General features: G+C 62.4%; 23 protein-coding genes. 12 read left to right on the forward strand and 11 right to left on the reverse strand.

The window, feature by feature from the left end; genetic code table 11:
* Positions 1–64 precede the first annotated feature (64 nt).
* Genes PspCFBP13509_RS02270 through PspCFBP13509_RS02280 form a run of 3 tightly spaced genes read right to left on the reverse strand, consistent with a single transcriptional unit; the run spans position 65 to position 3,112 of the window.
* Positions 65–1,024 (reverse strand): alpha/beta hydrolase, encoded by a 960-nt coding sequence (locus tag PspCFBP13509_RS02270; protein ID WP_137211502.1) that lies wholly within the window; start codon positions 1,022–1,024, stop codon positions 65–67.
* Positions 1,021–2,415: an aspartate aminotransferase family protein gene (locus PspCFBP13509_RS02275; RefSeq protein WP_027604609.1), complete on the reverse strand. Its 1,395-nt coding sequence runs from the start codon at positions 2,413–2,415 to the stop codon at positions 1,021–1,023. Before PspCFBP13509_RS02275 ends, PspCFBP13509_RS02270 begins: the two co-directional genes overlap by 4 nt.
* Positions 2,408–3,112, reverse strand: a complete 705-nt coding sequence (locus tag PspCFBP13509_RS02280; protein ID WP_137211503.1) for an MtnX-like HAD-IB family phosphatase — start codon at positions 3,110–3,112, stop codon at positions 2,408–2,410. Before PspCFBP13509_RS02280 ends, PspCFBP13509_RS02275 begins: the two co-directional genes overlap by 8 nt.
* A gap of 226 nt (positions 3,113–3,338) precedes the next feature.
* Here PspCFBP13509_RS02280 and PspCFBP13509_RS02285 point away from each other — a divergent pair, with 226 nt between their 5' ends.
* Positions 3,339–4,109 carry a MipA/OmpV family protein gene (locus PspCFBP13509_RS02285; RefSeq protein ID WP_137211504.1) on the forward strand — a complete coding sequence of 257 codons (771 nt, stop codon included), beginning with the start codon at positions 3,339–3,341 and terminating at the stop codon, positions 4,107–4,109.
* 53 nt (positions 4,110–4,162) lie between these two features.
* On the opposite strand, the gene PspCFBP13509_RS02290 is transcribed toward PspCFBP13509_RS02285, so the two are convergent.
* From PspCFBP13509_RS02290 to PspCFBP13509_RS02310, 5 genes are all read right to left on the reverse strand, one after another.
* The gene (locus tag PspCFBP13509_RS02290; protein WP_065926540.1) at positions 4,163–4,567 is read right to left on the reverse strand and encodes an EamA family transporter; all 405 of its coding nucleotides are present in this window, start codon (positions 4,565–4,567) and stop codon (positions 4,163–4,165) included.
* The gene (locus PspCFBP13509_RS02295; protein ID WP_065926541.1) at positions 4,564–4,944 is read right to left on the reverse strand and encodes a transporter; all 381 of its coding nucleotides are present in this window, start codon (positions 4,942–4,944) and stop codon (positions 4,564–4,566) included. Before PspCFBP13509_RS02295 ends, PspCFBP13509_RS02290 begins: the two co-directional genes overlap by 4 nt.
* Positions 4,941–5,861 carry an arginase gene (locus tag PspCFBP13509_RS02300; RefSeq protein WP_065926599.1) on the reverse strand — a complete coding sequence of 307 codons (921 nt, stop codon included), beginning with the start codon at positions 5,859–5,861 and terminating at the stop codon, positions 4,941–4,943. The genes PspCFBP13509_RS02295 and PspCFBP13509_RS02300 overlap by 4 nt, the downstream gene beginning before the upstream one ends.
* Positions 5,862–5,987: 126 nt before the next feature.
* A complete protein-coding gene (locus tag PspCFBP13509_RS02305) occupies positions 5,988–6,641 on the reverse strand; it encodes a DsbA family oxidoreductase (protein WP_065926542.1) in 654 nt (217 codons plus the stop codon).
* Between the two features lie 55 nt (positions 6,642–6,696).
* Positions 6,697–7,716, reverse strand: a complete 1,020-nt coding sequence (locus PspCFBP13509_RS02310) for an alpha/beta fold hydrolase (protein WP_137211505.1) — start codon at positions 7,714–7,716, stop codon at positions 6,697–6,699.
* A gap of 182 nt (positions 7,717–7,898) precedes the next feature.
* Here PspCFBP13509_RS02310 and metR point away from each other — a divergent pair, with 182 nt between their 5' ends.
* On the forward strand, positions 7,899–8,816 hold the full coding sequence (metR, locus tag PspCFBP13509_RS02315) for a transcriptional regulator MetR (protein WP_137211506.1): 918 nt from the start codon (positions 7,899–7,901) through the stop codon (positions 8,814–8,816).
* 50 nt (positions 8,817–8,866) lie between these two features.
* Here the strand turns inward: metR and PspCFBP13509_RS02320 are convergent, their stop codons facing one another.
* From PspCFBP13509_RS02320 to PspCFBP13509_RS02330, 3 genes are read right to left on the reverse strand one after another with little or no spacing between them, the layout of a single operon-like run.
* Positions 8,867–9,373, reverse strand: coding sequence for a GNAT family N-acetyltransferase (locus PspCFBP13509_RS02320; RefSeq protein ID WP_065926544.1), 507 nt, complete (start codon positions 9,371–9,373; stop codon positions 8,867–8,869).
* Positions 9,374–9,378: 5 nt separating this feature from the next.
* A complete protein-coding gene (locus PspCFBP13509_RS02325; protein WP_065926545.1) occupies positions 9,379–9,792 on the reverse strand; it encodes an NUDIX hydrolase in 414 nt (137 codons plus the stop codon).
* 32 nt (positions 9,793–9,824) lie between these two features.
* Positions 9,825–11,141: an HD domain-containing phosphohydrolase gene (locus PspCFBP13509_RS02330; RefSeq protein ID WP_065926546.1), complete on the reverse strand. Its 1,317-nt coding sequence runs from the start codon at positions 11,139–11,141 to the stop codon at positions 9,825–9,827.
* Between the two features lie 219 nt (positions 11,142–11,360).
* Here PspCFBP13509_RS02330 and PspCFBP13509_RS02335 point away from each other — a divergent pair, with 219 nt between their 5' ends.
* The 10 genes from PspCFBP13509_RS02335 (at position 11,361) to PspCFBP13509_RS02380 (ending at position 25,099) form a co-directional block, all read left to right on the forward strand.
* On the forward strand, positions 11,361–13,235 hold the full coding sequence (locus PspCFBP13509_RS02335; protein ID WP_137211507.1) for a putative bifunctional diguanylate cyclase/phosphodiesterase: 1,875 nt from the start codon (positions 11,361–11,363) through the stop codon (positions 13,233–13,235).
* A 25-nt stretch (positions 13,236–13,260) separates the two neighbouring features.
* Positions 13,261–14,229 (forward strand): cytochrome-c peroxidase, encoded by a 969-nt coding sequence (locus tag PspCFBP13509_RS02340; RefSeq protein ID WP_065948876.1) that lies wholly within the window; start codon positions 13,261–13,263, stop codon positions 14,227–14,229.
* 10 nt (positions 14,230–14,239) lie between these two features.
* Entirely contained in the window at positions 14,240–16,054 is a 1,815-nt protein-coding gene (locus PspCFBP13509_RS02345) for a DAHL domain-containing protein (RefSeq protein ID WP_065948877.1), read from the forward strand.
* The gene (locus tag PspCFBP13509_RS02350; RefSeq protein WP_065926549.1) at positions 16,051–17,430 is read left to right on the forward strand and encodes an ATP-binding protein; all 1,380 of its coding nucleotides are present in this window, start codon (positions 16,051–16,053) and stop codon (positions 17,428–17,430) included. The genes PspCFBP13509_RS02345 and PspCFBP13509_RS02350 overlap by 4 nt, the downstream gene beginning before the upstream one ends.
* Before the next feature lie 208 nt (positions 17,431–17,638).
* Entirely contained in the window at positions 17,639–19,219 is a 1,581-nt protein-coding gene (locus PspCFBP13509_RS02355) for a glucan biosynthesis protein (RefSeq protein WP_242001050.1), read from the forward strand.
* Entirely contained in the window at positions 19,216–21,480 is a 2,265-nt protein-coding gene (bglX, locus tag PspCFBP13509_RS02360) for a beta-glucosidase BglX (protein WP_137211509.1), read from the forward strand. The genes PspCFBP13509_RS02355 and bglX overlap by 4 nt, the downstream gene beginning before the upstream one ends.
* An 81-nt stretch (positions 21,481–21,561) precedes the next feature.
* Complete coding sequence (locus PspCFBP13509_RS02365) at positions 21,562–23,181, forward strand: FMN-binding glutamate synthase family protein (RefSeq protein WP_065926551.1); 1,620 nt, start codon at positions 21,562–21,564, stop codon at positions 23,179–23,181.
* A gap of 11 nt (positions 23,182–23,192) precedes the next feature.
* Positions 23,193–23,477 (forward strand): putative quinol monooxygenase, encoded by a 285-nt coding sequence (locus PspCFBP13509_RS02370; protein ID WP_065926552.1) that lies wholly within the window; start codon positions 23,193–23,195, stop codon positions 23,475–23,477.
* Between the two features lie 59 nt (positions 23,478–23,536).
* Entirely contained in the window at positions 23,537–23,833 is a 297-nt protein-coding gene (locus tag PspCFBP13509_RS02375; RefSeq protein WP_065926553.1) for a cupin domain-containing protein, read from the forward strand.
* A gap of 132 nt (positions 23,834–23,965) precedes the next feature.
* Positions 23,966–25,099, forward strand: a complete 1,134-nt coding sequence (locus PspCFBP13509_RS02380; protein WP_065948881.1) for an OpgC family protein — start codon at positions 23,966–23,968, stop codon at positions 25,097–25,099.
* Positions 25,100–25,120: the final 21 nt, after the last annotated feature.

A 25,120-nucleotide genomic window follows, 5' to 3' on the forward strand; every position in this document is an offset into this window, starting at 1 on the left:
TTGTGAGCGCGCTTGCTGTTGTGGTGAGCGGGCTTGCCCCGCGCCGGGTGGCGAAGCCGCCCCATCACTGACACTGCATGCGTCCAGTTAGAACTGAGGTGCCTGGGTTTGGGGCGGCTTCGCCACCCGGCGCGGGGCAAGCCCGCTCACCACAACAGCAAGCCCGCTCACCACAAAGTAAGCCGGCGTCCACAAACGCGGTGTGCCGCTCGACAAAGTCGGCACTCAACTCGATCACCCGGCGGTATTGCAGGTCGACGGTGATCATGTGGTAGCAGTTGTCCAGCAGGATCTTGGTCACCGGGCCGCCCAGGTGACGCTCCACGTAATCGGCGTTCCAGCGGCTGGTGATGTCGTCTTCGAGGGAGTGCAGCACCAGGGCCGGCACCTTGACCTTGGGCATGCATTTCCTGACCACGGCATTCATGCGGTGCAACTCGCGCACCGTGATGCCTTCCATGGTCAGCAAACCGGCTTCGCTGCTCTGCCCTTCCTTCATCTGCCGCTCGACGATTGCCCGCAGGCGTTCGTTCTTGATGCCGTAGGGCGGCTTCTCTTCGAAGCGGCAGATGTGCACGCCGAACGGAATCTTCATCAGCAACGGAGTGAGGAACGCCAGCTTGTTGATGCTCCAGCCGTCGTACTTGAGGGTGGTGGAATACATCAACAGCCCGGCAACTTGCCCAGGGTGCTCGGCAGCCACGTACATCGACATCACCGCACCCATCGACAAGCCACCGACAAACACCTGCTCGTGGCGTTGCCTGACCTGCACGAAGGTCTTGCGCACGCCCTCGTACCAGTCCAGCCAGCCGGTGGCCTGCAGGTCGCTGTTGTCACCGCAGTGCCCGGCCAGGGTGGGCACGTACACCGTGCAGTTACCCGCCTTGACCAGGCCCTTGGCGACCTGGCGCAACTCCGTCGGGGTGCCGGTCAGGCCGTGGATCAACAGGATCCCGACCGGACCTTCACCGAGAACGAAACCGGCACTGCCTTCACCGAGGTCGATCCCGGCGGCGCTCACCGTTGGGTCGCCCGTACCAGCAGTTGCTCGAGCAGCTTCAGGCCCAGTTCGATTTCCGGGTAGCTGATTTCCAGGGACGGTGCCAGGGTGATCACGTTTTTGTAGTAGCCGCCCACGTCGAGGATCAGGCCGAGTTTGCGGCCATCGACGACCATGTCGCCTTTCATGCCTTCTTCGACCATGTAGTCCAGGGTCGCCTTGTCCGGCGTGAAGCCGTCCGGGCCGCAGATTTCGCAGCGCAGGGCCAGGCCCAGGCCGTCGACGTCGCCGATGATCGGGAACCGTTTCTGCAGGTCCTGCAGGCCTTCGAGGAAGAATTTGCCCTTGGCCATGACCATCGCGCCGTAGTCGACTTCGTTGGTCATCTTGAACATTTCCAGGCCCACCGCCGTGCCCAATGGGTTGGAGGCGAAAGTGGAGTGGGTCGAACCTGGCGGGAAGATCTTCGGGTTGATCAACTCTTCACGGGCCCAGATGCCGCCCAGTGGGTTGAGGCCGTTGGTCAGCGCCTTGCCGAACACGATCACGTCCGGTTGTACGTCAAAGTGCTCGATGGACCAGAGTTTGCCGGTGCGGTAGAAGCCCATCTGGATTTCGTCGGACACCATCAGGATGCCGTGCTGATCCAACACATGCTTGAGTTCGCGATAGAAGTTCATCGGCGGGATCACGTAGCCGCCGGTGCCCTGGATCGGCTCGACATAGAACGCGGCGTATTCGCTCTGGCCGACTTTCGGGTCCCACACACCGTTGTATTCGGTCTCGAACAGGCGCGCGAATTGCTGCACGCAATGGCTGCCGTACTCTTCCTTGGTCATGCCCTTGGGGCCACGGAAGTGGTACGGGAACGGGATGAACTGCGCACGCTCGCCGAAGTGGCCGTAGCGGCGACGGTAGCGGTAGCTGGAAGTGATCGACGAGGCGCCGAGGGTCCGGCCGTGATAGCCGCCTTCGAAGGCGAACATCAGGCTTTTGCCGTTGGTGGCGTTACGCACCACCTTCAGGGAGTCTTCGATCGACTGCGAACCGCCGACGTTGAAGTGTACGCGACCGTCGAGGCCGAATTTCTTCTTGGCGTCCACCGCGATCATTTCCGACAGCTCGATCTTGCCTTTGTGCAGGTACTGGCTGGCGATTTGCGGCAGGGTGTCGATCTGCTGTTTCAACGCATTGTTCAGGCGCGGGTTGGCGTAGCCGAAGTTGACGGCCGAGTACCACATTTGCAGGTCGAGGTAGGCCTGGTCTTCGGTGTCCCACACGTAGGAGCCTTCGCAACGGCTGAAAATACGCGGTGGCTCGATGTAGTGAACGGTGTCGCCGTAGGAGCAATACTTGGCTTCTTTATCCAGAAGGATCTGGTCTTCGGCGGTAGCGATGCGGATATCAGACATGATGGAAGAGTTCCTGATTGTCAGAAGAGGTGTTGAAGGTGGTGGCGTTGGCGGCGATGCCCTGAGGCAGGCGGGCCAGCAGCGCAGGCACTTCGGCGAAGGTGTCGAAGCGCGCGTGAGGGATGTTGTTGGCTGCGCAGTACTGGGCGAGGCTGCCTTTGGCAAATACGAAGTCGGCGGTGGAGGCCACGCACATGTCCGACTTGCCGTCGCCGATCACCAGCACGCGCTTGTTGCGCGGGGTGGATTTGCACTTGCAGTTGCCGGACGCGGCGCGGCAGGCATCGCTGGCATACGGGAAATCGATGCGCCAGCTGTTCTGGTCGATCTGGCGCAGGCGGTTGGCGAGGATCGGCAGCAAGGTCACGTAGTTGCGCGACAGGATCCGCGCAATCCCCTGTTCGATACCGTCGCTGACCACTTCGAGAGAAGCGCCCAGGCCGAGCACGTGATCGACGAAGTCGGGGAAATCCGGGTCGATCTCGACACTGTCGAAATACGCCAGCAGTTCACTTGGGGTGGCCTTGATCAGCGCCAGTTGACGGCTCAGGCATTCGCGGGAACCGATATGCCCATCCAGCCATTCCTGTTCGATGGTTTCCCACTCGGGGCCGGCGAAGCGTTGGAGGACGTTGTCGATGACATCGGTGGGGGTAATGGTCCCGTCGAAGTCACACACGATATGCCAGTGGATCATCTGCGTTTACCTTGAGGAGCGCGCTGTGTGCGCTTGCCCAAGGGGTAGAGCAGGGAGTGTGCCAACTGGCTGAAGCCCAGCCGGGCTGGGGATTCTGGCGTTAGCGGTGGCGATATGTGTCGTGCAAGCTACAATTTTTGTAGCTCGCTACAAACAAGATGAGTGCTTGCGCAAGGGATGCCCTTCGCGCGTTCATGCGCGCATGTCCAGATAAGGAACCTGCTCCATGCTCAAACTCACTTGCGCTGTATTCGCCGGTTTACTGGGGCTGTGGGGCATTGCCGACACCGCCCTGGCAGCCCCGGTCACCGGTGAAGCCGGCGCGGGCCTCAGTTATCAACCCCACGACCCCACCGGCAGCCGCTACGAAACCCGCCCCGTGCCCTACCTGGACCTGGACTGGGGCAACGTCAGCCTGAGCACCGATGACGGCCTGACCTGGAGCGCCCTGAACACCAACGGTTTTACCGCCGGCCCCTATATCAACTACCTGCAGGGGCGTACCTCCAACGGTGAGCTGCAAGGCCTGCGCAATGTGTCGGACATGGCGGAAGTGGGCGGCTTCATCCAATACGCGCCGGCCGACTTCTGGCGCGTGTACGCCCGGATGGGCCAGGCCATGGGCGGCGGGCACTCGCAGAGCGGCGCGCTGGGCAAGGTCGGCGGCGAGCTGGGCTACCCCCTGGGTGGCGGGGTGATCGGCAGCAGCGGCCTGGCGGCGAATTTCGCCGATGCGCGCCAGACTCAAACCTATTTCGGGGTAGACGCCAATGAATCCGCGGCCTCTGGTATTCGTCCGTATAACGCCAACGGCGGCTTCCAGAACCTCACGTTGACCCAGAGTTTCGAATTCCCCCTGGCCTCCAATTGGTCACTGCTGACCAGCGCCAGCTGGGTGCACCTGGTGGGTTCGGCGGCCAACAGCAGCATCGTCAAGGAGACCGGCGACGTGAACCAGGGCCAGGTACAAACGGCGATCAGCTACAAGTTCGATTGATCACTTCGAACAAAATATGGGAGGGGCAAGCCCACTCCCCATGAATTCGTGTTTCAGTTTTCTTCGCCTTCGGCCAGCAGCGCTATACCGCCGATGATCACCGCCACGCCTACCCAGTGCAGCGGGCTGATATGTTCCCCCAGCCCCAGCCACGAACCCAGCAACACCACCACAAACACCAGCGAACTGAGCGGAAACGCCAGGGACAGGCTGCTGCGCCGCAGGATCAGCATCCACACGAAAAACGCGCCGATGTAACTGGCGATCGCCGCCAGGATCCCCGGGTTACGCGCCACCTCGGACAACCACTGCCAGTTGAAATCCATCTGCCCCAGTTGGTCCCCTGCAACTTTGGTAAACAGCTGCCCGGCACTCTCGGTGCAGATCAGCAAGGCCCACAGCACCACCGTGCCCAGGCGCCCATGCAACCAACCGGTATGCATCGTTTGCGTACTCATGCCTGACTCCCAGCAATCGCTACCAGCATCACACCCAAGGTAATCACCAGCGTGCCCAGCCAACGACGTCGGCTGACGGTTTCGCCCAGTACCACCTTGCCCGCCAGCACCACCCCGCAATAAGCCAGGGCCGCCGCCGGGAATAACAAGCTCAACGGCGCACGAGACAGCGCTTCGAGCCACACGAAAAACTCGATTACATAGGCACCGATCCCCGCCCACAGCAACGGCGCATTGAACACCTGGCCCCAGAACGCATTCAGGCGAAAGCCGCCCTCCAGCTCCGGCAAGCGGTCCAGGCCGAGCTTGAAACACAGTTGGCCGATCACATCGAGCACGATGGAAAACGCCACGAGTAACACCACGGTCAGGCTCACGGGAACAGCTCCTCAAACAGGTCGATCAGGGCTTCATTGGTGGCGGCGTTGCGCTGCAGATCCTCCGGGCTCCAGCGCTCCGCGGGCGGCTGGTCGGACTTGGCTTCCCAACGCTTGAACGCGTTGCTGAACGCCGGCGTGGCGAACTCGCCGCACACATCGATACCGATGATGCGCTTGCGCGCCGCCAGCGCCCGCAGGGCTTGCAGCAGGTGGGTCAGGCGCATGCCGCCCTGGTCCCAGTTGGTGGCGGCGTCTTCACTGGCGAGCACGTCTTTGTCGATGGTGATCCAGATCGCTTCGGTGGGCAGGCTGCCGATCATCTGCTCGAGAAACGCCGGCCAGTCCAGCTCCGCCAGGTTGCGCCAGTGCAGGTGGTTTTCCTGCTGCTGGTGGCCGGCGCCATCGCCGACCCGGCCCCAGACTTTCGACGGCGGGTGCTGCCAGGGGAACAGTTGCAGGCGCCCGCGCTTGAGGGCACCGAGGTTGCCGCCACGCAGTTGCGGGTTATGCAGGTCATCGCTGCAGGGGCCGAGGGTGACGATGCGTTTGATCGCCGGCATGTTCAATGCGCGGTTGACCCACGAGCCACAGTGGCGCCTGGGCGCAAAGCGCACCCAGTCGGGGTGGTTGTCGAAGTGGATCAGGCTGATGGGTTCTTTCAGGTCGGCCAGAAACGCCGGCGTCAGGTGGTGATAATCGCCGGAACCGACGAACAGGATTTCCGGACGCGCATCCGTGGGCCGGGGCCGCCGGGCCAGGCGTTCGGCGAAGCGCTTCCAGGTTTTTTCGGTGGACCACAGGCGCAGCTTCGGGCCCAGGTCCAGCAGGTCGATACGCGTGGCACGGCCACTGGCCAGACGCCGGGCAATCGGTGCCTGACCGGTGAGGCTGTGGTCGAGGTCGAGAATGTTCAAGGTCATGTTTCCCCTATGGCTTTAGGGGGTCGATGCAAGGGGCGGGCCAGCGCTTACCTCAAGGACAGTGAGAAACAAATGTGGGAGGGGGCAAGCCCCCTCCCACATCTGGATCAGTGTTCGATTTTAGTTTTTAGCTTCGTTGATGATCTGGCGAATCGCGCCCACAAAGGCTTCCGCCGGCTGGCCACCGCTGACGGCGTACTGGTCGTTGAACACGATGGTCGGCACTGACGTCACCCCACGGGAGGTCCACAATTGCTCTTGCTCGCGGACTTCGGCGGCGTATTCATCGCTGGCGAGAATCTCGGCGGCGCGCTGGATATCCAGGCCGACGCTTTCGGCGATGATCGCCAGGGTGGCGTGATCGGAAGGGTCCTGGCCATCGCTGAAGTAGGCCTTGAACAACGCCTCCTTGAGGTTGTACTGCAAGCCCTCGAGCCCGGCCCAATGCAGCAGGCGGTGTGCGTCGAAGGTGTTGTAGATACGGCTCTGGCCGTCGGTGCGGAAGGCAAAGCCCAGCTCGGCGCCCATGTCGCGGATACGCGCACGGTTGGCCTGGGACTCTTCGGCGCTGGAGCCGTATTTCTCGGTGATGTGTTCGACGATATTTTGCCCTTCGGCGGGCATGTTCGGGTTCAGTTCGAACGGCTGGAAATGGATCTCGGCCTGCACCTCGGTGCCAAGCTGGTCGAGGGCTTCGGTCAGGCCGCGCAGGCCGATGATGCACCAGGGGCAGGACACGTCGCTGACGAAATCGATTTTCAGGGGAGTACTCATGACAGGCAACCTCGCAGGCTTCAATACGCCGTAAAGGGTGCACGATACACCAATGTCACAGCAGCTTCGAAGGCGCGACCGGGTCAATCTGCGCCCAATGTGCGGCATCTTCACGATGAGCCTGCAGGTACGGCAACACCGCCGTCAGCAGCGGCGCCTTGAACGCTTCCTGGAAACGATGGGCCATGCCGGGAATCAACTTCAACTGGCTGCCCTGGATATGCGCCGCCAGGTGCACGCCGTGCATCACCGGCAGCAACGGGTCGGCGGTGCCGTGGACCACCAGTGTCGGCACGCGCAGCCGGTTGAGCAGCGGCACACGGCTGGGTTCGGCGAGGATCGCCATGATCTGGCGCTTCACGCCGTCCGGGTTGAAGGCGCGGTCATAGGACAGCGCCGCCTGGTGCAGCAGCACCTGGCGATCGTCCTTCACAGTCGGGCTGCCCAGCGCCGCGAGCAAATCGGCCTGCTGCTCCAGCGCCACTTCACGATTCGGCGCACTGCGTCGCGACAATAATTGCACCAGCGCCGCATTCGGGGCCGGCAAGCCTTCGGCGCCGGAGCTGGTCATGACCAGGGTCAGGCTTTCCACGCGCTGGGGCGCCATCGCCGCCAGGTGCTGGGCGATCATGCCGCCCATGCTTGCGCCCAGTACATGGAATTGCTGGACCTGCAAGGCGTCCATCAGGCCCAGGGCGTCATCGGCCATATCCGTCAGCGTGTACGGCGCCGATACCGGCAGGCCGAGCTTGTAGCGCAGCACTTCAAAGGTCAGGTTGGCGTTCGCCGGCGCCTGGCGCCAGGTGGAGAGGCCGACATCGCGGTTGTCGTAGCGGATCACCCGGAAACCCTGCTGACACAGGGCAACGACGACTTCGTCGGGCCAGTGAATCAGTTGCCCGCCCAAGCCCATCACCAGCAGCAAGGCCGGGTCGGACGCACGGCCGATACTCTGGTAGGCGATGCTCACCTGGGCCAGGTCGACCGTTTGGGTCGGGACATTGACATCACATCGAGACGCCGCAAAAGACGGCAGGCCGAACAGTAGAGCGGCCAGTAAAAACAACACGCGCATGAAAAACACCGAAACGCAGAACCCCAGTAGAGCGCGAGTCTGATGAAGTTTGTTCAAGGGCGCTGCCACAGTTCCATGACAGTTTGATGAAGAGTGCCCGGCGGTCATGGTCGACATGGATTGCAACATGAGACAAACTCACGCTATTCCGTTTCGTCACAAATTGTCTTCATGGAGAGCCCGTGCTCGAGATCCGTCACCTCAAGACCCTGCACGCCCTGCGCGAAGCCGACAGCCTGGTGGAGGCCGCCGAGCGTCTGCACCTGACGCAGTCGGCGCTGTCCCACCAGTTCAAGGAGCTGGAAGAGCGCCTGGGCATGCCGCTGTTCGTGCGCAAGACCAAACCCGTGCGCTTCACCAGCGCCGGCCTGCGCCTGCTGCAACTGGCCGACGCCGCCCTGCCCCTGCTGCGTGGTGCCGAGCGCGATATTGCACGCCTGGCCGGGGGCACCGCCGGACGCCTGCACATGGCGATCGAGTGCCACAGTTGTTTCCAATGGCTGATGCCGACCATCGACCAATTCCGCGATGCCTGGCCGGAAGTCGAGCTGGACCTGGCCTCGGGCTTTGCGTTCGCGCCACTGCCGGCCCTGGCCCGTGGCGACCTGGACCTGGTGGTGACCTCCGACCCGCTGGAGCTGCCGGGCATCACCTATGTGCCGCTGTTCACCTACGAAGCCATGCTCGCCGTGGCCAACCAGCACGCGCTGGCGAACAAGGCGTACATCGTGCCCGAAGACCTGCTGAGCGAAACCCTGATCACCTACCCGGTGGAGCGTGACCGCCTGGACATCTTCACCCGCTTCCTGGAACCGGCCGATGTGGAACCGGCCCAGGTGCGCACCTCGGAACTGACGGTGATGATGATGCAACTGGTCGCCAGCGGCCGTGGCGTGTGCGGCATGCCCCATTGGGCGCTGCATGAATACAGCTCGCGCGGCTACGTGAAGGCCAAGCGCCTGGGCGAGAAAGGCTTGTTTGCGACGCTGTATGCGGGGATTCGTGCGGACATGCTGGATGCGCCGTATATGCGCGATTTTTTGCTGACGGCAAAAGATACGTCGTTTTCAACGCTGGATGGCGTGAGCGCGGTACGCTGAAACAACACAGTTCCAAATGTGAGAGGGGCAAGCCCCTCCTACATTGGATCTCAGTGAGCCGTGAGTTCGCGCCACATGTAGATTTTGTCGAAGTAGTCCACGCCCACTCGCACCGCCAACGGTTCCAGGCCGTACTGGATAAACCCGCAGCGGCGGTACAGCGCAAACGCTGCATCGTTGCCGGCGGTGACGGTCAGCTGGATCACTTTCAGCCGCGGATGTCGGCGCGCTTCATCCAGCGCTGCCTCGACCAATCGCCGGCCCAAGCCTTTCTGCTGGTAAGCCGCGTTCACGTACATGCCGAACAGGGTCACCTTGTGCCGCGCCTTCTCCCTAGGCTCGAAGGCCAGGCCGACGATGCCGGCCAGTACCCCGTCGACGTACGCGCCGAGCAAACGATCCAGCGGACTCTCCAGGCGCTTTTCCCACCAGCTCAACGGTATCGACGCACGCTCGGCCACACTGGAAGTGAACGCCTGGGGATAGGCGCCGTAAGCTTCCAGCATCAACGCCCGATAAGCCTCGGCATCGTTGGCCCCCAGCGCACGCACGCTCATTCGCGTCAGGCCGGCGTGGTCAGTGACGCGCGGTAAAACGGCAGGATCAGGTCACGGGTCAAGGGCGCCAGCACCAGGCCGCCATCACCGGCCGGGTCGATCCAGCGCACCTCTTCGATTTCAGCGGCCGGGCTGACCGGAGCATCGATCTGCACCTGGAACAATTCAGCGTCCACGGTAAACCCCGGTTCGTTGGCCGCAGGGGCCGAGAAGTGACCCAGGTAGACCGCGTCGCCGGGCTCGATGCGCAGGTTCAGCTCTTCGTACAGCTCGCGGGCCAGGGCCTCGACGGGCTGCTCACCGGCGTCGATCTTGCCACCGGGTTGCATAAAGGCCTGGGTACCGCGCTTGCGCACCAGCAAGGTGTGGCCGTCGCTGCCGATCAGCAGGGCAGCGGCGATACGGATAGTGCTAGGCATGAACTGAAAACCTTGAACTCAAAAAATGAAAATTAATGGAGCACCCCTTCGCTCTCGTCCGGCTCCTTGATGAACACGCTGTACTTGGCGCCTTCCATCGCCTCGAACGCAATCAGCTTGTCCACCAACGGCAGGTTCAGCACCTTGCCGGCGTTAAGCAGCAACATGCCGTTATCGGCGTTGAGGTTACGCGCCAGGACCATGCCGTCTTCCAGCTCACGGGTGGTGAGCACCTTGACGGTCGGATCGCCCAGGGTCACGTCACTGAGAAACGCAGCGCACGCCAGGATGAAGTCCTCGACCAGGTCCGGATCGTAGAGGCGCCCGGCATACTTGCGGATATACAACAGCGCTTCATCGCTGTTCAGGTGCCGCTCAAGGATCAGGCCTTTCTGCAACTCGATGAAGTCCACCGCCAGTTTCAGCAGGCGTGAACCGAACGGAATCGCATCGCCCTTGAGGTGGTCGGGAAAACCACTGCCGTCCCAGCGTTCCTGGTGATGACGGATGATCCGCGCCGCATCCTTCATCGGCTCCAGGGTCATCAGCAGCGATTCGCTCTGGGCCGGATAGCCACGGTAGCGCTCGCGATCGGTGCTGTGCAGCTTGTCGGCCGGCTCGATCAACATGCTGTCGCTCCAGCTCAGCTTGCCGATGTTGTACAGCGCGGCGGCCATGGCCATGTCGCGGGCGCTGGCTTCGTCTATGGACTGGGCGGTGCAGTACACTCGCACCAGTTCGATCAGTGCGCGGTTGGTCTGTTTGTTCTTGGGCAGGCGCAGGTTGGCCAGCAACGAAAACACTTCGGTGCCGGTCACGTAGCTGCGCTTGAGCTCGTCGTAGGCCAGGTCGAGCATGTCGGCGGTCTGTTGCAACTCACTGGTGCGTGCTGCCACGCGTTTTTCCAAGGTGGCGTTCAACAGCTTGAGCTGGTCGTTCTGCTGATGGGCCAGGCGCTCCAGCCGCTGAAATTCCAGGGCCTGCTGCAGGATCAGCTTCAGTTCGTCGTCGTTCCAGGGTTTACCGATATAGCGGTGGATCGCCCCTTCGTTGATCGCCTTGATGATCGTCGGCAGGTCGGCGTAGCCGGTGAGCAGGATGCGACTGGTGGCGGGATAAAGGCGATGAACCTCGGCCAGCAGCTGCGCGCCGTCCATGCCGGGCATGCGCGCATCGCTCATCACCAGGTCGATGGGCTGGGCGGCCATGATCTCCAGGGCCTGTGCGCCGCCGCCCGCGAGCACGACATCAAAGGGTTGGCCGCGCAACAGGCGGCGCAAGCTGTTGAGGATCGACTCTTCATCGTCGACCAGCAAAATAGTGGGTTTCGTCGCAAGTTGTTCATCCATGCCTGTTGCGCCTTCACATTGAACTGAATTGAGCTGATTTGAACCCCTGTGCCAAGCCATCTTCCCTCGCTTAAGGCGCGGAGTTGATTTGACGCCAACTGGCCGCCGAATTCAAGGGACCTCGACTACACTGTCACGGCAGGTCTGCGCCCCGCTCAGCCATGGAACCAAGGAAGGAATGGTTATGCCGTCGAACCGTTTGCAGATAAGGCGCGCACTATGAACCCGAACGCAGGGCGGGCCAACCGTCGCATCCTGATCGTCGATGATGCCACGTCCATCCACCTGGACTTTCGCAAGATCCTGTGCGCCGACGCCGACGCCGAGCCCTCCCTGGATACCCTTGAGCAGACCCTGTTCGGCACAACGGCCGTTGCTCGCCAGGCGTTTATCCTCGATTCCGCCTACCAGGGCCAGGAGGCCTTGGATCTGGTGAGTCGGGCCCTGGCAACCAACACCCCCTACGCCATGGCGTTCATCGACATGCGCATGCCGCCCGGCTGGGACGGCCTGCAAACCATCGAGCAGTTGTGGAACGTCGATCCCAACCTGCAGATCGCCCTGTGCACCGCCTATTCCGACTATTCCTTTGAAGCGATCGAGGCGCGATTGAAGTACAACGACCAGTTGCTGATCCTGAAAAAGCCCTTCGACCACCTGGAAATCCGCCAGATGGCCAGCGCCCTGACCTGGAAATGGCAGCTCGCCCAGGATGCCGCCCTCAAGGTGATCGGGCTCGAACGCACGATTGAGGAGCGCGTGCAGGAGTTGCTGAAAGTCTCGCACCTGCTGCAATACGACGCGCTCACGGAGCTGCCCAACAGCACGCTGCTGGGCGACCGCCTGACCCAGGCCATTGCCCTGGGCCGGCGCCATGATACGCAACTGGCGGTGATGTTTATCGGGCTCGACCGCTTCAAGCGCATCAACAACGCCCTGGGTTATCCGGTGGGGGATGAGGTGCTCCAGCAGGTCAGCCAAAGCCTGGTGGCGGCCGTGCGTGAGTCTGACTCGGTGTTTCGCTATGGTTCGGACGAGTTTGTGATCCTGCTCAATGATGTCCAGCATCCCCAGCAAACCCAGCACATCGCCCAGAAGGTGCTCCAGGCCATCAGCGTTACCCGGCATGTCGCGGGGCACGACCTGAGCGTTACCGCCAGCCTCGGCATCAGCATCTACCCGAATGACAGCAGCACTGCGGTGGAACTGATCAAGCACGCCGAAACCGCCATGCACACCACCAAGGAGCGTGGCCCGGACGACCTGAGTTTCTACACCGAAGACATGAACCTGCGCGCCCGGCATCAACAGAACCTGGAAAGCGCGATCCGCCAGGCCCTGGAGCACGATGAGTTTGCGCTGCACTACCAGCCCAAGCTGGACCTGAAAACCGGGCGGATCCTCGGCGCAGAGGCGCTGATCCGCTGGTTTCAACCGCGCTCGGGCTGGGTCCACCCGGCCGACTTCATTCCGGTGGCCGAAGACAGCGGGCTGATCGTCTCCTTGACCCAGTGGGTGCTGCGCCACGCCTGCGAACAGGCACAGGCCTGGCGCACCATGGGCCTGGCGCCGCTGCGCATCTCGGTGAACATCTCGGCCATCGACTTCCGCCAGCGGGAGTTTGTCGACAACCTGGCCGCCATCCTCAAGCAGACCGGCCTGCCGCCCAACCAGCTGGAGCTGGAAATCACCGAAAGCGTGCTGATGCAGAATGTCGACGAGACGGTCGATATCCTCAACCGGATCAAGGCCATGGGCGTGCGCCTGGCCCTGGATGATTTCGGCACCGGCTACTCCAGCCTCAGCTACCTGCGACGCTTTCCCATCGATGTGCTGAAGATCGACCAATCATTCGTGCGCGGGCTGCACGAAAATAGCCAGGACGCGCAACTGATCAGCGCTATCATCGGGATGGGCAAGAGCCTGGAGCTGAACATCATCGCCGAAGGGGTAGAGACCGTCGAACAGCTGAACTTCCTGAGAGCCCAGCACTGTGAAGAAGGCCAGGGCTTTCTGTTCAGCAAGGCCGTGCCTGCGAAGGATTTCGCCCAGTTGCTGCAGGTGGGCAGCCCCACACTGATGCCCGACCAATAGCCCTATGCCTGCAAGGAGTGCTCGCTTGAGCGACGTTTCAACCTACCATTTCGGCTCCATCCTCGCGTTGGGGCTGTGCCTGGGGACGACCGTGACGGCCGCGCCGCTGGACGAAGCGCTCAAACCCCTGCCGCCGGTGCCGCACCTCGATGCGGCCAAGGTCGAGCTGGGCCGCCAGCTGTTCAATGAGCCGCGCTTGTCAGTGAACAACACGCTGTCTTGCGCCAGTTGCCATCACCTCGAATCCGGGGGCGCCGACACCAGGCCCTTCTCCCTGGGTTTCGACGGCAAACCCGTGGAGATCAATACGCCGTCGGTCTTCAACGCCAGCCTGAACTTCAAACAATTCTGGAATGGCCGCGTGGACACCCTGGAAGCGCAGGTCGAGCAAGTGGTCATCAGCCCGGTGGAAATGGGCAGCGACTGGAACACCGTGGTGCAGAACCTGACCGCCCTGCCCGCCTACCAGGCGGCGTTCAAGCAGGCCTACCCCGATGGCGTCACCGCCGCCAATGTGCAAAACGCCCTGGCCACCTATGAACGCACGCTGCTGACGCCCAACTCACGGTTTGACCAGTACCTGCTGGGCAACACGGACATCCTCACGATCCAGGAAAAGTACGGCTACCAGCGCTTCAAGGACTACGGTTGCATCGCCTGTCACCAGGGCATCAACATCGGCGGCAACATGTTCCAGAAATTCGGCGTGATGGGCGACTACTTCAAGGTCCGCGGCAACCCCGTCGAGTCGGACCTGGGGCGCTACCTGCTGACCAAGGATGAGGAAGACCGGCACGTGTTCAAGGTCCCCAGCCTGCGTAACGTCGCGGTCACGGCCCCGTATTTTCACGATGCCTCGGCCAAGACCCTGGAAGAAGCCGTCGACGTCATGTTCAAGTTCCAACTGGGGCGCAATCCTTCACAGGAGGATAAAGACCTGATCATCCAGTTTCTCAAGACCCTGACCGGCGAATGGAAAGGCAAGCCTTTATGAGCAGACCGTCATGACCCTTTCTCGCCGCCGCACCAGCCAGTTGGCCTTGGGATTGATCACCCTGTTGCTGGCCTCGACCCTGATTTTTCTGTACATCAAGTCGTCCAGCGACCAGTCGTCTTCCTACACCCACTCCCGGGACCTGATCCGGCAGTTGCAGCAACTCAATGCCCAGTGGGACAGCGAAGTCCTCAAGGCCAGGATCGCCATCACCCACAACTACGACCCCCTGGTGACGCCCCTGACGGAAATGACCCGGTTGTGGGCCGAACTGGAAGCACGCGGCTCGTACCACAGCCCGCAAGACCTGCCCGCCTGGCAAGCCAGCCAACAGGCTTATCAGGCGGCCATCCAGGAAAAGGCCCGGCGCGTCGACCAGTTCAAGTCCCATAACGCGGTATTGCGCAACTCCCTGGCCTTCCTGCCGACCGCCGAAGACGATATCCAGGCGCAGTTCAACCAGGTGAACGACGATACAAAACCGCAACTGCAAAGCGTGGCCACCGACACCTACGACTTGCTGCTCAGCAGCCTTGAATTCGCCCAGGTCACCAGCGACGAGCGCGCCGCCGACATTCTCGTCGGCCTGGGCAAGCTGGCCGTCAACCAGGAACTGCTGCCCAGCGAATTCCGCGGCCCGGTGGAGATCCTGAGCAATCACATCGAACTGATCCTGCGCGAGCAGCCGGTGGTGAACACGTTGCTCGAACAGATCGCCGCCATTCCGGTAGCCGAACGCCTGGATGACCTGACCACCCACCTCAACCAGGACCAACAGGCCCTCGACCTGGTCGAGCAGCAATACCACCGTTACCTGCTGGTGTTCTCGACCCTGCTGGTGGCCCTGCTGCTGTTCCTGGCGGTTCGCCTGCTGCGCAGTTTCGCCGAGATCAACCGCGTCAACCGCGCCTTGCAGGCGGTGAACGAAACCCTGGAACAGCGTGTGGAACGACGTACCCGACAGCTCAAGGATGCCCAGAGCGAGCTGATGGACAGCGCGCGCCAGGCCGGCATGGCGGAGATCGCCACCAACGTGCTGCACAACGTCGGCAATGTGCTTAACAGCGTGAACATCTCCGCCGACCTGGTCACCCGCAAACTGCGCAGCAGCAAGGCAATGGGCCTGGGCAAGGCCATGCAGTTGATCAACGAACGCCAGGGCGACCTGGGCACTTTTATCACCGAGGATGAGAAGGGCAAGTTGCTGCCCGGCTACTTGAACCAATTGGTGGACGCCATTGCCGTCGAGCAGCAAGGCCTGATCGAGGAGCTGGGGCAACTGAGCAAGAGCGTGGACCATATCAAGGACATCGTCTCCACCCAACAATCCTATGCGGGCGCGCCCTCGATGAAGGAACCGGTGCAGATCAGCACCTTGATGGAAGACGCCCTGCGCATGAACGCGGGGGCACTGAGCCGGCACAATGTCACGGTGGTCAAGCACTATGGGCAGGTACCGGAAGTCCTCGGGGACAAACACCGCTTGCTGCTGATCATGGTCAACCTGATCAGCAACGCCAAGTACGCCATGTCCAACCTCACCGACCGGCCACGGCAGATGACCCTGACAGTCCAGTCGCTGGAGGGCAACAGGTTGCAGATCAGCGTGAAGGACGAAGGCGAAGGCATACCGGCCGAGAACATGACCCGGATATTTACCCACGGGTTTACCACCCGCAAGGAAGGTCACGGCTTCGGCCTGCACAGCTGCGCCCTGGCCGCCGTCGAAATGGACGGCCACCTCAGCGCCCACAGCGACGGGCCGGGCCTGGGCGCGCTATTCACCCTGACTATCCCCCTCATTCCTGCCGGAAGCCTCGTATGAACCAGCCTCCCAACCGGCGCATCCTGTTGATTGATGACACGCCGTCGATTCATGAGGATTTCCGCAAGATCCTGATGCCGCCCACTGAATCCAACCAGGAGCTGGATGACATGGAGTCGGCACTGTTCGGTGAAACCAGCAAACCCACGGCCCCCCCTTTCGACCTGCACTCGGCCTACGGCGGCGAAGAAGGCCTGCAGTTGCTCATCACCGCCATGGCGCACCAGCAGCCCTATGCCCTGGCGTTTGTCGACATGCGCATGCCCCAGGGCTGGGACGGCGCGAGGACCATAGAAGAGCTCTGGAAAGTCGCCCCCGACCTGCAAGTGGTGGTGTGCACCGCGTACTCGGACTATTCCTGGGAGGACCTGCTCGACCGCCTGCAAGGCCATGATCGCTTGCTGATCCTGAAAAAACCGTTCGATAACATCGAAGTCCAGCAGATGGCCAACACCCTGGCCAATAAATGGGACATGGCCCGTCGCGCCACCCTGCAAACCACTCATCTGGAACGGCTGGTGGAACAACGCACCCACGCGCTGCAGCTGGAAATCGAAGAGCGCAAGCACCTGGAAAGCCAACTCGTGCAGTCGGAAAAACTCGCCTCCCTGGGGCAACTCGCCGCGGGCGTGGCCCATGAGATCAATAACCCGGTAGGCTTTATCTCCTCCAACCTCAGCACCCTCGACGGCTACTTCAACCAGTTGCAACAGATGCTGGAGGCTTACCGGCAGGCCGAAGAAAGCCTCGCCACGGGTGAACAGCACGAGCAGCTCAAGGCCTTGCGCACCCGCCTGGAACTGGAGTTTCTACAGGAAGACATTCCGGTGTTGATCCGCGAGTCCAAGGAGGGCATCGGCCGCGTGGTGCAGATCGTCAAGGACCTGAAAAACTTCTCGCGGGTGGACAACGACCAGACCTGGCAATTCGCAAACCTGCAACAGGGCATCGATTCGACGCTGAACATCGTTGCCAGCGAACTCAAGTACAAGGCCGATGTGGTCAAGCACTACGCGCCGCTGCCAGAGATCGAATGCCTGGCCTCCCAGCTCAACCAGGTGGTGATGAACCTGGTGATCAATGCGGCGCAGGCCATGGGGCCGGAGCGCGGCATCATCACCATCAGCAACGGCGTGGAAGGCGAGAACGTGTGGCTGGAAGTGGCGGACAACGGCTGCGGGATTGCCCCCGAGGCGGTGCAGAAAATCTTCGACCCGTTTTTCACCACCAAGCCGGTGGGCGAAGGCACTGGGTTAGGACTGTCACTCTCCTACGGCATCGTCAAGAAACACCATGGCGATATCTCTGTCAGCAGCGAACTGGGCAAGGGCACGAAGTTTCGCGTGGTATTGCCGATTCGGCAGACGGCGGCGTAGGACACGCCGCCGAATCATCCGCCCCTGCGCACCCTGTTATTTCTGACAGTAGACAGCCCCTTTTCCCGACTCGAGACTCCACACAAGCAACACGATTGCATGCCGGTGGCGTGCTGAACGTGAGGCCTGGACCCTCATCGTCGAAGGAAAGGACAGCATGTCTACGCGCCGCGACTTCCTCACATACGCGTCACTGGGCGCCTTGCTCATGCCACTGGGCAGGGACGCCCTGGCGGCCGATACAGCCGACCAGCCCAGCGCTTTTTCCTTCGAAGGCTTGATCGAACAGGCACAGGCCGATGCCTTGAAACCCTACACCTACCCCAGCACCGCATCGGCCGCGCTGCTGGCGCGACTCGACTACGCCGCCCATGGCCAGATCCGCTTCAAACCCGAGCACGCCCTGTTCGCCAAAGGCCCCGGCAAGTTCCCTGTGACATTCTTTCACTTGGGGTCGTTTTTTCGCACGCCCGTCAGGCTGTATGTGCTGGACAACGGCATCGCCCGCGAGATCGTCTACGACCCGGCGCACTTCGATATGCCGGGCGACAGCCCGGCCCATGCCCTGCCCCGTAACAGCGGGTTCGCCGGTTTTCGTATCCAGGAAAGCCGCCTGGGCGACCAGGCCAGGCTGGCGTGGCAACAGAACGACTGGGTGGCCTTTCTTGGCGCGTCGTACTTCCGGGCCATCGGCGAGTTGTACCAGTACGGCCTGTCGGCACGGGCGATTGCCCTGGATGTGGCACAAGCCGGCAAGGCCGAAGAATTCCCCGACTTCACCCACATCTGGTTCGAGCCGCCAAAGAACCAGCACACAAACGCCATGACCCTCTACGCGCGGCTCGACGGCCCCAGTATCTGCGGCGCCTACCGTTTCGAGATCCACCGCACACAGGGCGTGGTCATGGACATCGACTGCACGTTTTTCCTGCGCAAGAACGTCAGCCGGCTGGGCATTGCGCCGCTGACCTCGATGTTCTGGTTCAGTGAAACCGCCAAGCGCACCGCCGCCGACTGGCGCCCCGAGGTCCACGACAGTGACGGCCTGGGGCTCTGGACCGGCAACGGAGAACGTATCTGGCGGCCCTTGAACAACCCGCCACGCACCCTGGTTTCGGCGTTCAGCGACCGGCAACCGAAGGGCTTCGGCCTGTTACAGCGCGACCGTAATTTCGACCACTACCTTGATGGGGTGAATTACCAACGGCGTCCCAGCCTGTGGGTCGAGCCATTGGGCGATTGGGGCGAAGGCAGCGTGCAACTGATGGAAAACGGCACCGACGACGAGATCCACGACAACATCGTCGCGATGTGGGTGCCCTCGGCCCCGGCGGAAGCGGGCAACCGCTATGCGCTGCGGTATCGCCTGCACTGGCTGGCCCGGGAGCCCTACGTTTCGCCACTGGCGGTGTGCGTGGCCACTCGCCTGGGCAAAGGCGGCTCACCGGGTGAGCCGCGCCCGCTGGGGGTACGTAAATTCGTGGTGGAATTCCAGGGCGCCCCATTGGAAAAACTCGCACCGGGGGTCAAGCCCGAGGCCGTGATCAGTTGCTCCAGGGGCGCCCTCAGCCGGGTCTTTACCGAAGCGGTGCCGGACGGCGTCGCCGGCCATTGGCGAGCACAGTTCGACCTGAACGTCGACGGCAAGGAGCCGGTGGAATTGCGCCTGTTCCTGCGCCTGGACGGCCAGCCGCTGTCAGAGACCTGGCTGTATCAGTACCATCCCTTCCATTCGGAATCGACGGCAATCGGTACCCCTTCAACGGCCGACACCGGCAATAGTCCATGAGGCTCGGCGGCCAATGGGCGCTGTTCTGCGTGGTGTTCAGTGTCAGCGGCAACGCTCTCCACGCCGGTGAGCAAGACCCCGTAGAGGCCTTGTTGCAACAGATGACGCTGGAAGAAAAAGTCGGCCAACTCAGCCAGCTCGGCGTCCAGGACACACCTACCGGCCCGGTCATTGACCAAGGCGAGCTGGCGCAACTGCCCATGAACACCGTGGGCTCGGTCCTTGGCGCCTACGGCGTCGAACAGACCCGCCGGTTGCAGGAACACGTCGTCACCCGTTCTCGCCTGCCTATACCGTTGTTGTTTGCCTTTGATGTGATCCACGGGTTTCGCACCGTATTTCCCGTGCCGTTGGCGCAAGCCGCTGCCTGGGACCCTGACCTGGCACAACGGACCGCTCGCGCGGCGGCCGTTGAAGCGACGGCCAGCGGCATACACTGGACCTTCGCGCCCATGGTCGACATTGCCCGCGACCCGCGCTGGGGCCGTGTGGTGGAAGGCACCGGCGAAGATCCGTTCCTGGGCGCAGCGCTGGCCAGCGCCAAGGTGCGAGGGTTCCACGGCGCCGGGCCTGCCGACCCGTCATTTATGCTGGCGACCGCGAAACACTTCGTGACCTACGGCGCGGCAGAAGGCGGGCGCGACTACAACGTCGCCGACGTGTCGGAACGCACGTTGCGGGAAGTGTACTTGCCGCCTTTCCAGGCGGCCGTGGCGGCTGGCGTCGATGGGATCATGCCCTCGTTCAACGAACTGGCCGGGACGCCCCTGCACAGCAACACCGCGCTGTTGACCGGTGTGCTGCGCAATCAGTGGCGGTTCCGTGGCCTCATTGTCAGTGACTTCAACGCCCTCTGGGAGCTGAGCCAGCACGGCATCGCCGGCGGTCCGGCCGACCGGGCACGGCTGGCGTTCAACGCCGGGGTGGACATCGACATGGTCAGCCAGACGTACCGCCAATACCTGCCCACCCTGGTGCGCACTGGCCAGGTTCCCCTGACCGCCGTGGATAATGCGGTGCGCCGTGTACTCCAGGCCAAGCAGCGCCTGGGACTGCTTGACGATCCCTACCGCTACAGCGACGAGGCGCGGCAACGGGCCAATGTCCTGACACCGCAGCACCGGGCACTGGCACGCGAGGCCGCGCAAAAGTCCATCGTATTGTTGAAAAACACCGACGCCCTGCTGCCGCTGTCCAAGCACCTGCGCAACGTGCTGGTGGTCGGCAGCCTGGCCACGGACGCCGAGGCCACGATCGGCCCCTGGGCCTTGGCGGCTCATCCCGAAGATTCGATCACGGTCTTGCAGGGCATACGCCGCGCCGTCGCCCCTGGCACCGAGGTGGTTTACCTGCCCGGCGCTTCGCCCATCAGCACCGAGACGCAGAACCTCAACGAGGTCCGGCAGGCCGCCCGCCGCGCCGAGGTAGTGATCGCCGTGCTCGGCGAGCGCGCCGATCAGAGCGGCGAAGCCCGCAGTCGCGCGGACCTCGGCCTGCCGGGTGCCCAGGAGGCGCTGTTGCGTGCCCTGCTGGACAGCGGCAAACCCGTGGTCATCCTGTTGATGAATGGCCGCCCGCTGGTGCTCTCGCAGAACGTGCGCCAGGCGCCGGCGCTGCTGGAAACCTGGTTCCTGGGCAGTGAGATGGGCCATGCCGTGGCCGATATCCTGTTCGGTGACGTCAACCCCAGCGGCAAACTGCCGATCACGTTCCCGCGCAACGTGGGGCAGATCCCCCTCTACTACGCGCACAAAAGCACCGGGCGTCCGCCCAGCGGCGATGAAAGGTATACCTCCGGCTACATCGATGAACACTGGACGCCGCTGTATCCCTTCGGCTTCGGCCTGAGCTATACCTCGTTCAGTTACTCCACACCGCGGCTCAGCACACAGCGGCTGGCGTCCACCCAAGTGCTGAGCGTGGCGGTCACCGTCACCAATACCGGAGCGCGCCCAGGCGAAGACATCGTGCAGTTATACCTGCGCGATGATGTCGCCAGCGTGACCCGCCCGGTTCGCCAACTACGCGGTTTCCGCAAAGTGCAGCTGGCGCCCGGCGAGGCGCGGGAGCTGACCTTCACCCTTGACCAGGCAGACTTCGCCCTGCTGGACAGCAACTTTTCGCCGGTGATTGAGGCCGGTACGTTCACCGTCTTCGTCGGGGCAGATTCGACCACCGAAAACCAGGCCCGGTTTGAACTGACCGATAGCCGCGCCTTGTCTATTTCGGGCCAGTCCGTCCCATCACCGGGATCAAACTGAGTACACCTGCAGGTTGTCTGGCGTTTCGTTACTGGCGCAGAATGCCGGATCGACCTGAGAGTCCGAACCCAAGGAAACCGTATGAGCCTGTCCTTGCTAAGCCGCTACGCCTTCTTTGCCGTGTGCGTCATTTTCACCCTCGCCAGCCTGCCCTTTATCCAACACGAATGGCTGTGGCCCATCACCCTGGTCACCGGCGTGTTGAGCCTGATCGGTATTTTCGACCTGTTGCAAAGCCCCCACGCGGTGCGCCGCAACTACCCGATCCTGGGCAATATCCGTTACCTGGTGGAAGCTATCCGCCCGGAAATCCGCCAGTACCTGCTGGAGTCCGACAGCGACGCCCTGCCCTTCTCGCGCTCGCAACGATCCCTGGTGTACTCGCGGGCCAAGAACGAAACCGCCGACAAACCCTTCGGCACCCTGATCGATGTGTACCAGCTGGGTTTCGAATTTATCGGCCACTCCATGCGCCCCGCGCCCCTGAGCGACCCCAGCGCCTTTCGCGTGATGGTCGGCGGCCCGCAATGCACCCAGCCGTATTCGGCGTCGGTGTTCAATATCTCGGCGATGAGCTTTGGCTCGTTGAGCGCCAATGCGATCCGCGCGCTCAACCAAGGCGCCAAGCTTGGCAATTTTGCCCATGACACCGGCGAAGGCAGCATCAGCCCCTATCACCGCGAAAACGGCGGCGACCTGACCTGGGAATTGGGCAGCGGCTACTTCGGCTGCCGCACCAGCGACGGCCGCTTCGACCCGGAGCGCTTCGCCGCGCAGGCGCAGAACCCGCAGGTGCGCATGATCGAAATCAAGATGAGCCAGGGCGCCAAACCCGGCCACGGCGGCATCCTGCCCAAGCACAAGGTGACTCAAGAGATCGCCGAAACCCGCGGCATCCTGATGGGCGAAGACTGCATCTCGCCGTCACGTCACAGCGCGTTCTCTACCCCCATCGAGTTGATGCAATTCATCGCCCAATTGCGTGAACTGTCCGGCGGCAAGCCGGTGGGCTTCAAGTTCTGCCTGGGCCACCCGTGGGAGTTCATGGGCATTGCCAAGGCCATGCTCGAAACCGGCATCCTCCCGGACTTTATCGTCGTCGACGGCAAGGAAGGCGGCACCGGCGCCGCGCCCGTGGAGTTCACCGACCATATCGGCGTGCCGCTGCGCGAAGGCCTGCTGTTCGTGCACAACACCCTGGTAGGCCTGAACCTGCGCGACAAGATCAAGCTGGGGGCCAGTGGCAAGATCGTCAGCGCCTTCGATATCGCCAGCGTGTTGGCCATTGGCGCCGACTGGGCCAACTCGGCGCGGGGGTTTATGTTTGCCATTGGCTGCATTCAATCGCAGTCGTGCCACACCAACAAATGCCCCACCGGCGTCGCCACCCAAGACCCATTGCGCCAACGTGCACTGGTGGTGCCGGACAAGGCCCAGCGGGTGTTCAACTTCCACCGCAACACCCTCAAGGCCCTGGCCGAAATGCTCGCGGCGGCAGGCCTGGATCATCCGTCGCAGCTGTCGGCCAAGCATCTGGTACGACGCATGTCGGCCACCGAGATCAAGCTGTTCTCGCAGTTGCATGTGTTCCTCAAGCCTGGCGAGTTGCTCACCGGCGAAGTGAATGGCGAGTTCTATTCGCGCATGTGGCAGATGGCGCGGGCGGACAGTTTTGAGCCCCATGAAGTCGCCGCTGCTTAAGGACCCAGATCGTGTTGAAAGTCATCGCCGAAGATTTCATCAAACCCGAATACCTCGACACCGTACGTCCCTGGTACGCCGAACTGGTGGAAAAAACCCGCCAGGAACCGCTGTGCATCGCCTACGATCTGTTTGTCGATCAGAAAGACCCAGGGCACTTCATTTTCATCGAGCAATGGCCCGACCAGGCCGCGCTCGACACCCATTGCCAGACCGAACACTTCACCCGGCTGGTGCCGCAGATCAATGAGCACCAGGCCAAGCCGTGCAAAGTGCTGCTGATGGATGCGTTCTGACCCACCTCTTCCCCGCTGAACCGGACCACCGACGGCATCGTAGAAACAAGGAGATTCACATGCCGTTACTGGACTTCGCTGCACTCGCCGGGCAACTGCCTGACAGCTGGAAATCGATACGCCTGGGCCAGGTCGGCCCGGCGCGGATCAAGGTGTTGCGCATGGATGAGCAGGCTTACGAAGAAGAGGTGCACGACTACAACGAAGGGCTACTGGTGATCAGCGGCCATTTGCGCCTGAGCATCGCTGATGAAGAGATCCACGTAGAGACCGGCCAGATGTACCTCGTGGAAGCAGGCACCGCTCATGCCGTACTTCCAGGTAGCCAGGGCACCCTGGTGATCATTGACGCCTAGAGACATTCAGTAATACCCAACCTTTGCAATTGCTTACAAATACCGCCAACCTGCGCCCGCCCGACGTGCGGCGTACGACAACCTGCGCGCTCGCCGGTCATTACTAAACCTTTTGTTCAAGAGCCCGCTGCCATGCTGAACGGACGCGACCCGCGCATCGATTTTTTTCGGGGCCTGGCGTTGATCTTCATTTTCTGGGATCACGTCCCCCACAACCCCCTCGGCCAGATCACCCTGCGCAACTTCGGCTTCAGCGATGCTGCGGAAGTCTTTGTGTTTCTGGCCGGCTACGCCTCGGTACTGGCCTACAGCAAGGTCTTGCAACGCGAAGGCTACTGGATGGCCTGCCTGAAGATCCTGCGCCGCGCCTGGGTGCTGTACGTGGTGCATATCTTTTTGCTGGCGATGCTGATGGGCATCGTGTTCTTCGCCAACAGCAAGGTGGAAACCCGCGACCTCGTCCAGGAAATGGGCCTGACGCACTTCATCACCAACCCGCAACAAGCCTTGACCGACGAGTTGCTGCTGCGCTTCAAGCCCAACCTGATGGACCCGCTGCCGTTGTATATCGTGCTGCTGGCGGGGTTGCCGCTGGTGTTGCCGCTGCTGCTGCGCCACACCTGGCTGGTGGTGGCCGCGTCGGCGACGGTGTATCTGCTGGCGCCGTGGATGGGCTGGAACCTGCGGGCGATTGCCGACGGCGTGTGGTACTTCAACCCGGTGACCTGGCAGTTCCTGTTTATCCTCGGTGGCGCGGCGGCGCTGCAGGCCAGTCAGGCGCGCCCGCCGGAACAGCGCCCGCTCAAGCGCCAGCCGTTGTTCATGGCGGCGGCGGTGTACACCGTGGTGGCGTGTGTGCTGACCCTGTCATGGCGCTGGCCCGAGGTGCATGACGCGCTGATGCCGTCGTGGCTCAGCGACCTGATCTACCCCATCAGCAAGACCGACCTGTCGCCGCTGCGCCTGCTGCACTTCCTGGCCCTGGCCTATGTCACCGCCAAGCTGTTGCCGGGTCGCGGCTGGACGCAAACCTGGTGGGCGCAACAAAGCTGTCGCATGGGCCGCTACTCCCTGGAGGTGTTCTGCCTCGGCGTGCTGCTGGCGCCGCTGGCGGACATGCTCAACGCCCAGGTCGAGGATGCCTGGCCGATGCAGGTTTTCAGCGCGTTGCTGGGCCTGGCGCTGATGGCCGGGCTGGCGGCGTGGCTGGAGTTCAACAAGCGCCTGGACCTGGCGCTGCGCGGCGAGGCGCCGGCCCTTAAATAGATAGCCCCAGCGCCGGCATGC

It is taken from the genome of Pseudomonas sp. CFBP13509 (genome assembly GCF_005233485.1).
In the GTDB taxonomy this organism is placed as follows: domain Bacteria; phylum Pseudomonadota; class Gammaproteobacteria; order Pseudomonadales; family Pseudomonadaceae; genus Aquipseudomonas; species Aquipseudomonas marginalis.